Origin of the sequence: Embleya sp. NPDC005575 (genome assembly GCF_040605455.1) — a bacterium.
Classification (GTDB): domain Bacteria; phylum Actinomycetota; class Actinomycetes; order Streptomycetales; family Streptomycetaceae; genus Embleya.
Genome location: NZ_JBEXCV010000231.1, coordinates 1 through 10,330, shown reverse-complemented (window position 1 = coordinate 10,330; position 10,330 = coordinate 1). Strand labels below are relative to the sequence as shown.

Annotated in this window: 6 protein-coding genes and 3 pseudogenes; 3 read left to right on the top strand and 6 right to left on the bottom strand. The window is 68.4% G+C overall.

The annotated features are described in order from the left end of the window. Positions 1 to 307 precede the first annotated feature (307 nt). A pseudogene (locus tag ABZS54_RS40000) lies at positions 308 to 415 on the bottom strand (helix-turn-helix domain-containing protein); the annotation flags it as partial. Between the two features lie 311 nt (positions 416 to 726). Between ABZS54_RS40000 and ABZS54_RS39995 the strand changes: the two are divergent. After that, a pseudogene (locus tag ABZS54_RS39995) lies at positions 727 to 1,029 on the top strand (IS1380 family transposase); the annotation flags it as partial. Positions 1,030 to 1,053: 24 nt separating this feature from the next. Here the strand turns inward: ABZS54_RS39995 and ABZS54_RS39990 are convergent. Further along, positions 1,054 to 3,051, bottom strand: coding sequence for a hypothetical protein (locus ABZS54_RS39990; protein ID WP_355547400.1), 1,998 nt, complete (start codon positions 3,049 to 3,051; stop codon positions 1,054 to 1,056). Positions 3,052 to 3,394: 343 nt separating this feature from the next. Here ABZS54_RS39990 and ABZS54_RS39985 point away from each other — a divergent pair, with 343 nt between their 5' ends. Next, complete coding sequence (locus tag ABZS54_RS39985; RefSeq protein ID WP_355547397.1) at positions 3,395 to 4,333, top strand: transposase; 939 nt, start codon at positions 3,395 to 3,397, stop codon at positions 4,331 to 4,333. A gap of 163 nt (positions 4,334 to 4,496) precedes the next feature. On the opposite strand, the gene ABZS54_RS39980 is transcribed toward ABZS54_RS39985, so the two are convergent. Then, complete coding sequence (locus ABZS54_RS39980) at positions 4,497 to 4,994, bottom strand: SRPBCC domain-containing protein (RefSeq protein WP_355547395.1); 498 nt, start codon at positions 4,992 to 4,994, stop codon at positions 4,497 to 4,499. A gap of 175 nt (positions 4,995 to 5,169) precedes the next feature. On the opposite strand from ABZS54_RS39980, the gene ABZS54_RS39975 reads away from it, so the two are divergent. Continuing rightward, positions 5,170 to 6,408 (top strand): IS701 family transposase, encoded by a 1,239-nt coding sequence (locus ABZS54_RS39975; protein WP_355547403.1) that lies wholly within the window; start codon positions 5,170 to 5,172, stop codon positions 6,406 to 6,408. A 273-nt stretch (positions 6,409 to 6,681) separates the two neighbouring features. Here the strand turns inward: ABZS54_RS39975 and ABZS54_RS39970 are convergent, their stop codons facing one another. From ABZS54_RS39970 to ABZS54_RS39960, 3 genes and pseudogenes are all read right to left on the bottom strand, one after another. Beyond that, positions 6,682 to 7,281: an IS3 family transposase gene (locus ABZS54_RS39970; RefSeq protein WP_355547392.1), complete on the bottom strand. Its 600-nt coding sequence runs from the start codon at positions 7,279 to 7,281 to the stop codon at positions 6,682 to 6,684. A 160-nt stretch (positions 7,282 to 7,441) separates the two neighbouring features. Next, positions 7,442 to 7,570: pseudogene (locus ABZS54_RS39965) on the bottom strand (IS3 family transposase); the annotation flags it as partial. A 590-nt stretch (positions 7,571 to 8,160) separates the two neighbouring features. Continuing rightward, positions 8,161 to 10,086 carry a pentapeptide repeat-containing protein gene (locus ABZS54_RS39960; protein WP_355547389.1) on the bottom strand — a complete coding sequence of 642 codons (1,926 nt, stop codon included), beginning with the start codon at positions 10,084 to 10,086 and terminating at the stop codon, positions 8,161 to 8,163. Positions 10,087 to 10,330 lie beyond the last annotated feature (244 nt).

Below are 10,330 nucleotides of genomic sequence, written 5' to 3'. Positions count from 1 at the left end.
CCCGAGAGCATCGGTTTCGGATCCACCTTGCGGGCCGGCGCCATCACCCACGGCACCACGAACAGCGCCAGGATAGACACCGACCACGCACCCGCCCTTCGGGCATAACCCCTCCCAACCCCTACGCGTGACGACGCCCGCGCGCGGCGCCACGTAGGTGTTGCACTCGCGGTTCGCGCACGCGGCGCCGAACTTGTTCGCCGAACTCATCGGCCACTCCCGTCGTCGACCTGCCGGCCGAACTTCCGCAGCCCGCCAAGGACATCGTCGCGCGCCGGGCGTCGGGGGTCGGCGCCGACACGCGGCGGCCCCGGGTGCGCATGGTGGTCCCGACCTCGCGGAGCATGCGCTCGACGGTGCCGTACGACCGCCCGGTGGCGTCCATGATCGAGCGGATCGAGGCCCCACCCTCGTACATCGTGGCGCGGGGTGTGCCATGGTCTTGGGCATCCAGCAGTTCCGGCCGTCATACGGTCGGAAAACGGGTCGTGATTCGGGGGCGTGATGGAGCAGTTGAACACGGGAGATCCGCAGCAGGTGGGGCGGTTTCGGCTGGTCGGGGTGTTGGGCTCGGGCGGGATGGGGCGGGTGTTCCTCGGGCGGGCGCCGGACGGGACGGCAGCTGCGGTGAAGGTGGTGCACCCGTACCTGTTGAACGGCGACGTGACCGAATTCCGGCGCAGGTTCGTCCGGGAGGTGGAGGCCGCGCAGCAGGTGGGCGCCGCCGCCGATCACATCGCGGTGTTGGACGACGCTCTCACTCAGATCCCCGACGCTCACCGGTACAGCACCCAGATCCTGGTCCGCGCCGACAGCGCCGGATCCGCGAAAGCCTTCCTCGCCCACATCCGAACCTTGCGCGAGCACGGGTTGAACTTGCGGTTCTCGGTCGGATACGCGGTCACCGAGCCAGTCCGTCGTGCAATCCGCTCACTGCCCGAAGCTCTCTGGCATCCCGCCCTGGACCAGAACGGGACACTGCGAGACGGCGCCGAGGTCGCCGAACTGACCGGCATGGTCGACCTCGCCGCAGGTCTTTCCCCGCGCCTGGGGTCAGCCCGGCCCCTCGCCCCGCTCGACCGACTCCCAGGCGTCGGCGAAGAGTTCGGGCAGCGTGCGGTCGAGGACGACGCGGTCGTGGATCGCGCCGTCGTAGCGGGCGACCTCGACGCCGAGGAAAGCCGCCTTCCACGTCTCCATCGGCTGGTAGGGCTTGGCCGCCGGCGCCCAGGGGCCCGGCAGGTAGACGCCGCGCCCGGCCCGGGGGCGCTTGTCGGCGACGGCCAGGCCCGCTGCCACGAGAGCTGCGACGGCCTTGCGGTGCCGCGTCGGCGTCCAGCCGTTCCAGGTACGCACGCCGCGATCGGTGGGCGCCTCCAGGGCGAGCAGTTGCAGGTACAGCGCGGCCGGGTCCGGGGCCAGGCCGAGCGCCTTCGCGGCGCGTTCGACCAGGTCGGGCACGCTCGCGGCGGGGTTCGCCTCGTACCCGCCCACCGGCAGCGCGCCGGATTCCACGCGGGCGACGATCCGGGTGAAGTAGTCGCCGCGCAGTCGTCGCACGTCATCGAGCACGCTCTTGCCGCTGAAGCCGAGTGTGTCCCGGAGCCGCTGCGCGCGGCCGTCGTCGCCGAGCACGGCGGGCCGGAAGTACAAGTGGGGATAGTGCCGGTGTCGACCGTAGTAGGACGGCGGCGCGGCTCCGGCGGCCACCGTCAGGCCGTCGTCGAAGACGGGTGCGGAGAGCGGCTCCCGGCCGTCGTACGGGTGCGGCCCGAACCGCGTGCGCAGGTCGTCGACCGTGGTCTCGCAAAAGAGGTGGCCGCCGGAGAGCAACAGCCCGGGGTGGTCCAGCCGGGCGCGCACGTCGCGCATCAACGCGGGCAGGCCCTCGCGGATCGGATCGCCGGCGGGGAGTTCGGCGTACACGGTCGGCACGAGTGCGGCCAGGTCCGCCATCAGATTCCCCATTCGTCGCGGCGCGGTGCCCCAACCCGTAGCGTCGACAAGCCCGATGCCGCTGTCGTGCGGGGCCTGCAGCCACGTGTCGAGGTCCTCGGCGAGCAGCGGGTCGGAGCCGGAGTGGGCCAGCGCCTCGCACAGTTCGGCCGCGGGCAGCTTCGGCTCCCGCTCGGCGATCAGCGCGCGCGAGGTCTCCGGAATCGGGGCGTGCCGGCCGTGGCGTGCATGCCACGCGGCGGCGATCCGGCCGGCGAGTCGTCGCGGGGCGTCCGGTGCCCACAGGTCGGCGGGACCTGCGGGGATTACCTCGGCGAGCAGGTCGAGCCAGCCCACGGCGCCGGGCCGTCCCGACTCGACGCGTGCGGTCTCGACCTCGCCGGCCTTCAGGCCCAGCAGACCGCGTTCGTCGGCGTCCAGGAACGGCTTGTGGAACATGTCCGTCCCGGGCGTGCCCGCGAGCGCCAGTGCGGCGGCGGCGCGGGACATCCCAGTGTCGGCGGCAAGTTGCGTGACCGCTTCCGGGTCCCACGCCATCGGCCCTCGTTCGCGGACCAGGGCGACCAGGTCGCGGATCTGCCGGGCGCTGCCCCAGTCGGCCCGCGGCAGTTCGTCGACCTCTTCGAGCGCTCCCAGGCCGGGCGGTTCGGCGTCCCCGGTGCGCATTTCGAGCACCCGGATGCCGCCCCGGAGGTGGGTGATCAGGATCGTGGCGCCGCGCTCGTCGCGCACCGCGTCCCGCTCCGGGTCGCGCACCGTTCCCGTGCGCATCCGCACGGTCGGGTCGACGAACACGCTGTCCGCCCATATCTCCAGCAGTGCGAGCAACCGCTCCCGACGCTCGGGCCGCGTCGACGGCGACGCCGCGCGCAACGCGAGCGCCCCGGTCCGGCCGATGAACGCGGTCCACTGGCCGGCGCCGACGCGTTCCGGGGCGTCCCACCCGGCGGACGGGTCCGCGGTGCCGGCCAGGTATCCGCCGATCCGCTCGATCCCGGCGAGCGCACCTGGTTCCCAGTAGAGGAAACCGCCGATCAGTCCGGTGAGGGCGGGCGGGACGCCCTTGTCGTCGAGCTTGTCGAACCTGGCTGTCATGGCTCCTTCGTACCGCGCCGTGCCGACACCATCGACACCGGACCTCGATCCTCGATCCTCGACGACCCCTGTCATCAACTTTTGTTGACGCGCCGATCCACCATCAACAAAGTTGATGCGTGATCGAGGCCAAAGACGTTCCCTCGCCCGAGCATGCCGAGGATACGTTCGCGGCCGTGGTCACACTGCGCAACCTCGCAGCCGCACTGGAGCGATCCGCAGTGGACCACGCACTCGCTCAGCTTGACTCTGTCGGTGATCTTGGTGTTTCCCGGTGCGCGAGCATGATCAGCGGGCATGCTCGGGACTGTTTCGCAGGCCGATGCAATTGTCGAGGTGCCCGTTGTCGCTCCGTCCCCGTTCCGGTGAGCAAGTCCCGCCTCTGACCGCGCAGATCGCGCGGGCAAGCAACCCGGGCGGGACGACGGCTATATGGGTGCGGGACCGGTTGGACGGGCTGTGGTGTGACGAGGACTTCGCCGGCTGGTACCCGCGCGACGGCCGTCCCGGTCTTTCGCCCTCCCAGTTGGCCACAGTCTGCGTACTGCAGTTCCTGCTGGGCCTGTCGGACCGGCAAGCGGCAGAAGCGGTCCGCTGCCGCATCGATTTCAAATATGCCCTGGCCATGGAACTGGACGACCCCGGCTTCCACCACAGTGTGCCGGCCGACTTCCGCGAGCGCATCGCCCAGGACGACCGCGCCGACCGTCTCCTCGACCTCGCGCTCGCGCGCCTGAAGGAAGCCGGACTGGTGCGCGAGCGCACCACGCAGCGCACCGATTCCACCCACGTCCTGGCCGCGGTGCGCGACCTGACCCGACTGGAACCGGTCACCGAGGCCGTCCGTGCCGCGCTGGAAGAAGTCGCCCGCACCGCTTCGCACCTGCTGGTCGGCTTGGTCGACGAGGAATGGGGGCGCCGCTACGGTCGTCCCGTCCGCCTGGGCAAGAACCCCACCCGGCCCAGAACCAGGATCCTCGCTGCCGGCGACGACGCCCACCAACTGCCGGAACGCCTCCACCGCCACGCACCGGACCACCGACCCGGCCCGCAGGCCGAGACCCTGCGGCAGATCGTCCTGCAGAACTACTACCGCGACGCGGCAGGCCGCCTGCGCCGGCGCACGACGATCGCCCATCAGAGGGCTGAGATCGAAACGCTCCGCCAGACGGCGACCAGGCTGACCCTTGCGAGCGCTGTTCTCACCCAAGCAGGCGCGTCCGCGTCGGACCTCGACATCGTGATGCACAACGTCACCCCGATTCGTCGGCCCCTCGGCTGAGAGCTCCACGAGGCGGCTTACGTCAGCGTGGTGCCCTCGGCGCGCGACCGGGCGGGCCTGGAAGGCGGTTAATACTCCAACCGTAGATCGCGATCTTGCTGGTCAGAGCGATGTGAAGACAGGTGCAGCCACCAGCAGGGCCTTCTCTCCTGCGGTAAAGATCTCAGGCCGACGCAGCCGACGACATCAGCTCCTCCAGCTTGTTGAGACTCTGAGTCCAGCCTTCCTCGTGAAGAGCTTGGCGCCGCTCAGTGGCGAAGTTGCCCTGGCTGAAGTCCAACTCGGCCCACGTACCGCCGATATCGCGAAGCGACAGCGTCACCACCGTCTCCCGGTCCTCGGGATCGGGATCCTCCCACCGGAAGGTGTAGGACAGGCGTGCCGGAGGATCGACCTCAACGAATTCCCCCACCAGGTAGAACAGATCGCCTTCCGGAGGCTGCATCGCGATCCGATAACCACCTCCTCGCCGAAGGTCGCTTTCCACACTTGGGGTGACGAATCCGTCAGGGCCCCACCACTTGGCCAGTTCCTGCGGTTCGGTCAAGGCTCGGAATACGACCGAGCGCGGTGCGCGGAGGACACGCTGCAGATGCAGCCTCAACCCGCCATCGTGCGCCATCACGAACCTCCTCCAACCGAAGGCCTCGAGATTGACCACCGAACATATCCTAAGTAATCAAGCCATAGGCCGCGATCTCGCTGGTCAGGGGCGATGTGAAGACAGGTACGGCCACCGATGATCATCGCGTGCTGTGTGGACCAACGAAGATCAAGCGGAGGCCGCAAGCCATGGCCTAGACCCCGCTCACTGGCTGGACATGTTCGATGACCTGATGGGCCGGATCGCAGGCCGCTTCGCGCGGGTCGAACCTCGACGCCGCGCACGGTCCCTCGTCGTGGGACTGCTGTCGAACCTGCCACGGAAAAACTGCTGGACGATCGCCGAACATGCCGGACACGCCACACCGGATGGCCTGCAGCACCTGCTGGCCCGGGCCAAGTGGGATGCCGAGGCAGTCCGCGACGACCTGCGCGGATACGTCGTCGAACACCTCGGCGATCAGGACGCCGTATTGGTCGTCGACGAGACCGGCGATCTGAAGAAGGGCACCCACACGGTGGGCGTGCAGCGCCAGTACACCGGCACCGCGGGCCGCATCGAAAACTCGCAGGTCGCCGTCTACCTCGTCTACTCAACTCCGGCCGGACATGCCGCCATCGACCGGGAACTGTACGTCCCGCGCTCGTGGATCGATGACCCGGAACGCTGCCAGGCAGCCGGGATCCCAGGCGAGATCGGCTTCGCCACCAAGCCGGCCCTGGCCACCACGGTCATCACACGCACCCTGGACGCCGGTATCCGCGCCGCCTGGGTCACCGGTGACGAGGTCTACGGCGCCAACCCGCACCTGCGCGCCGCACTCGAAGCCCGGCAGACCGGTTACGTCCTCGCCGTCGCCTGCGACCACCAGATCCCCACCCACGCCGGGAAGCTCCGGGCCGACGCCCTGGCCAAGAAGCTGCCCAAGCGGGCCTGGCAGCAACGCTCCGCAGGCACCGGAGCCAAGGGGCTGCGCTTCTACGACTGGGCCGTGGCCGACATCACCGACACCCGCCCCGGCCACCACCAACTGCTGATCCGGCGCAACCGCCGCACTGGCGATCTCGCCTTCTACCGCTGCTACTCACCCACTGCCGTTCCACTGGCCACCCTCGTGCGCGTCGCCGGACGCCGATGGACCGTCGAGGAAACCTTCCAGTCCGGGAAGGGCCTGGCCGGACTTGACGAACACCAGGTGAGGCGGTGGACGTCCTGGCGCCGGTGGGTCACCCTCGCGATGCTCGCGCACGCCTTCCTCGCCATCACCGCCGCACACGAACAGACCCGTCACCCCTCCCCGGACGGGCTGATCCCGCTGACCTGCAACGAGATCCAGCATTTGTTCACCACGCTGATTGTCCAGCCCGTCCACGCCCCAACCCACCGGCTTTCGTGGTCCGACTGGCGACGACGCCACCAAGCCCGCGCCCGCGACGGCCACTACCTGCGACAAACAGCCCAGACCCCATGAAGATCAAGATCTACGGTTGGAGTATTAAGCGGGGTGAGGTCACGGCCCGAGTGCCGTCGGGGAGTCCGACAAGCACCGCATGCGGACTGCCTGGTGGTGCCAGGGCGATCGTTGACTGAGGGGCTATGCATTTTCCGGACAGCTCGAATGTGATGTTTCTATAATAGCTAAACGGCATTGCGCCATCGCATTGTCCCAGCAGACACCCGTCCGCCCGACCGATTGCCGCATCTCCAACATCGATATCTTCCTGGCGAACCCCCGCCGAGGCCCTCAACGATCATCTACGCTCACTGCAAGGAAGCGGTGTTGCAACGACCCCTTGAACTCAAGATTACTGCCCCGATCCGAGTGGAAGACCGCGTTTTCCTCCATCTTCAGATTTCCTGCGGTCATATCGAGCGCCGAAGATATCAACGACGTCTTGAAATGGTCGGCCGTCGCCCATCCGACCACCGCCTTGCTGAAGCAATCGATGACCGTGGCCACATACAAGAACCCCTCCCAGGTCGATATGTATGTGATATCACCCACGAGTTTTCTGCCGGGTGCGTCGGCCGTGAAGTCGCGACCGACCAGGTCGGGTATGCGCTCGTGGGCGCCCCCGGGCTGGGTCGTGACGACCCTCCAAGGCCGGGGCTGGCACGGTACGAGGCCCAGCTCCCGCATCAGGCCCCGTACCGACTCGGGACACACCGATTCGCCCGACCGCGCCAGGACCGCGTGAATTCGGCGGTACCCGTAGGTCTCATGATTGGCCGCGAATATCTCGCGAATCATTCTCAGGCGACCGCGGCGTGTGGCGGCGGCCGATTCGGGGCGGCCGTTCCACTCGTAAAACCCGGACCGCGACACCTTCAACCAACGGCACATGTCGACGACGTGGTGGTGGGCTTTCTCCGCGTCGATGAGCTCGTATTTCGAGCTTACCGATTCTCGCTGGCAAGAAAGAAGCGGCTTTTTTCAGGAAGATGTTCTCTTCTCGGAGTTTCCGCAACTCTCGCTCCAGAATCCTTTCCCGATCAGTCCTGGGCTCTTCCGCTTCGGCAAGCGGGCTCTCCAGCGACCTTCGGTACTTACCGACCCAATTCCCGAGCGTCGTCTCGTGGATTCCAAACTCAGCCGCGACACTGGTGATCGGACGAGGCCCGTCGATCACCATACGGACGGCCTCATCCTTGAACTGCTGTGAATACCTTGGCGGCAACGTCGTCTCTCTTTCCGGATCTTCACAACCCTACGCGGGTCCCTGTCCGGAAGATCAATGGCACCTCAGACCTCACCATCGGGCGACACCTACGCCTGAACCTGTATGTTTCCCCGACCTTGGCCCTGGCCGCCGTCTCCGTCACCAGCACCGCCGGCGTCGCCTGGACCTCACTGCGCGGAGGATGACCCACCGGCGTGGGGCCCACCGGCGTGGGGCCCACCGGCGTGGGGCCCACCGGCGTGGGGCCCACCGGCGTGGGGCCCACCGGCGTGGGGCCCACCGGTGTGGGGCACCGGAAACGGGCCCCACACACCGGTGCCGGACGGGTGCGGTGATCGATCGCCGCACACGGCCCCGCCGTCCAGGTGGGCGGGTGAGGCGACCACGCCGGTACTGCGCATGTGTGGCCGGTTCGCTTGAGCTGTCGCTGATGAACAACGCCTGACTGGAGCTGGAGCCCTCGACGTGCGGCATTCGCTTCTCCAGGCCCCGGGGGTCGGTTCGTGCCGTGGCGCGGCGGTGCGGTGCGCGCGCTGTGCCCGTCAGCGTCTGACGCGGTTGCGGACGGCCAGGACCGCCAGGCCCAGCAAGAGAGGCTGGCTCACCCTTGAGGCCAGCTCGATATAGCCACCGGCGGTCGTCAGGGGCTGTCCCGAGGAGCGGAACACCAGAGCACCGAGCGCGACGTCCAGGGACTTCTCGAAACGCTCGCCGGTGAACCGGTCCCCGGTGGGGTTCCTGGGGCTGGTCTCGCCGATCTCGAAAGTGACCGTGCCCCCGCCGGCCGGTACGCGGCTGGCGGCCTCCTGCTTCGGTGAGTCCTGCGGAATCCCGGCCCACATCAGCAGCAACACCGTAAGGACGATGGAGGCGGCGAGCCAGCCCAGGGCGCGGGAGGCACGCAGCCCGTACCCGGAGAGCAGCCAGTACGCGTGGAGCAGTCCACGTTCGGCGCGAGTGGTGCCGGTGCGGTCGTGGCGGCGCATCTCCCGCTCGCCGTAGGCGAAGTCCGCCGCCCACGGCTGGTTCCCGGCGTCCTCCTGAGCCTTGCGCAGCGCCCGGTACACCGGCTCCAGTTGTGCCGGGCCGACTTGCCCGGCGCCGAGCAGCACGGCCCGGTTCCAGCCCCGCGCCGCCCCTGGCCGGCCCGCGCGCCAGTGGTGCTCCTCGGCCAGAGTGCGGCGCGGGGTGAAACGTGGACCATGGCCCCATCGGCGTGGGCGGCGCGGGGCCGTGTCGAGGATGCAGACGCCCTCCAGCCGTATCCGGTCCAGATGCACCGCCCCGGTGAACAGGCACCCGGAAAGATCGATGTCGGCCAGGACCAGATGCCTCGTGTCCGCCCCGCGCAACGAGACCAGGCGCACCCGGGTGTCGGGCGCGCCGGCGAAAGCCTCTTCCTCCAGTGTCCGTCCGTCGGACAGGGCGAAGGGAGCAGCCTCCGCGACGAGGGTCAGAGGGGAGACGACGAACAAGTGGGAGAAGTCGGTCGTGGCGTAGCGCAGACGTATCTCGGCCGTCGACGTCCAGTGAGTACGCCGGCACTCCACCCGGCGCGCGGCGAACGACAGAGTGACCGGCCCACCGAACACCGCTCCGGACAGCCCCACCCGCCCGGCACACACAAACGGCCCCAGATGGTCGGGCCGCTCGAAGCTCGCCCGGTCGAACCTGAGGTCGCCCCCGAAGGTGGCCGCCTCGAACCTGGCAGCGCCTCGGAAGGTCACCGAGTGGAAGAGGGCGTGGTGCTGGACGGCAGCCGACCGGAAGTCCGCCTCACCCGCGAAGATCGCAGATTCGAAAATGGCGATGTACCCGAAGACCGCCGACTCGAAGACGGCTCTTTCCTTGAAGGTCACCTCATCGAACCGGACGATCTCCCCGAGGGTCGCCGACTTGAACCGGGCGCGGCGCTCGAAGGACGCCGAGGAGAACTTGGCGCCGTCCTCGAAGTCCGCGTATTCGAAGTCCGCGTTGCCCTCGAAGGCCGCCGTCTCGAACGTGGCGATGTCCTTGAAAGTCGCCTGACTGAACCCGGCCTCTTGCTGGAAGGTCACCGAGTCGAACAGGGCCAACTCCTCGAAGACCGCCATCTCGAACATGGCCCGGCCCCCGAAGGTCGCCGATTCGAACCGGGCATTGCCCTTGAAGCACGCCGAGTGGAACACGGCAGTCTCCAGGAAATCCGCCCGCTCGAAACTGGCACCTCTGTCGAAGACCGCCGCATCGAACCTGGCTTCACTCTCGAAGACCGCCGAGCCGAAATTGGCGAAGCCGAGGCGGAGAGCCTCCGTGGGAGTACGCAGAGCGTCGAGGAGCGCCGCGAGGAGGGGTTCGGCGAAGGTGGTGCCGCGATGGTCGATATGGCTGCCGGGGCCCAGACCGGTCAGGTAGGCGTCGCGTTCGGCCCTGGTCAGGTGGGCGAGGCAGGCCGTGTGACCGGAGAGGTGGACCCCACGGCACCCCACCGGGTCCGCTGCTGTGGCATCACGGCCGCAGTGCGGCCACTCCGGTGGTTCCAGGGGCCGGGCGGGGTGCAGGGTCGGGTGCGGGTGCGCCATGGTCATGCCCGAGGGGACGAGTGACCACACTCGGATAGTTGCACCCACGCTTCCCCCCGAGGCTGCTATATCTCGTCAAGCCGCTTGAGGGGTTTTCTGGTCACCGGCGTCTGCCGGCTGCTCGGATCGTTCGAGGAGCTTGAAGAGTTGG

Bases quoted from the DNA above. Each gene is read 5' to 3' on its own strand.
- ABZS54_RS39990 (WP_355547400.1), bottom strand. From the start codon at position 3,051: ATGACAGCCAGGTTCGACAAGCTCGACGACAAGGGCGTCCCGCCCGCC.
- ABZS54_RS39975 (WP_355547403.1), top strand. From the start codon at position 5,170: ATGGGCCGGATCGCAGGCCGCTTCGCGCGGGTCGAACCTCGACGCCGC.
- ABZS54_RS39970 (WP_355547392.1), bottom strand. From the start codon at position 7,281: ATGTGCCGTTGGTTGAAGGTGTCGCGGTCCGGGTTTTACGAGTGGAAC.